Genomic DNA, 812 nt, shown 5'->3' with positions numbered 1-812 from the left:
GCGGAACGACCACGGCTCTGGGGGAATACAATTATGTTGAGGGTGATACCGTCATCTTTAGCATTGGCGATACCGAACTGCCAGCCGTAACGGCAACCGGGCGTGTCACGCCGGCGGATATGGCCGAAGGTAACGATGCGGATGTGGTAACCAATGTACTGCGGTTGCTTCAGACCCTGGATGACGACGGTAATCCTGACAACGGCATCACCATTAGTCAGCAAACGCTTGATAGCTTTGTTGGCAAGGATGTAGAGGTGAATCAGCCTGCCGGCGCTTTTGAAACCGAGGCGCAAACGGCGATCGGTGAAACCCTGGTAACAGAAGAAGAGGCCGAAGCGCATTTCGCCGCCTCTCAGCAGGCCGATCTACGCGGCAGTTGGCTGTTTGTAGACGACTATGGCCGCAATGTATTGAGTTTCCTGGATTATGATCGCTACATCATTGCTCATTCAAATGCTGATGATGGTGATCAAGAGGCTGCAACTGCCGAATGGGGAACCTATACCTGGGATCCCGTATCTGGCGACTTAACCCTGACGGTGTCCGGTGAATCCGATAATAGTGGTGGGTTGTCTGATCTGTCAGGTGAAACCGTGACATTACAGTTGGCCGATAGTGAGTTTGTTCTTACTGTCACGGAAGAGCTGTCGGATGATCAATTCGTAGACAATACGGTGACGTTTACGGCGATTGAAAGTTCGACAAATCCGCTTGTCGGTGCCTGGTATCTGGCAGAAGAGGGCGGCGCTTTCAATGTGCTGACCATTCTGGACGATTCCAACTACACCATAGCGCACAATGCCAATGAG

1 protein-coding gene is annotated in these 812 nt (G+C 52.1%); it reads left to right on the top strand.

The features are described 5' to 3' along the window. Nucleotides 1-812, top strand: an 812-nt coding sequence (locus tag A3754_RS27160) for a hypothetical protein (RefSeq protein WP_063518901.1), incomplete at both ends; no start/stop codon positions are given.

The sequence above is a fragment of the Alcanivorax sp. HI0083 genome, assembly GCF_001635175.1.
Note: the sequence above shows the minus strand (reverse complement) of the source record. Positions and strands in the feature narration are given on the sequence as shown.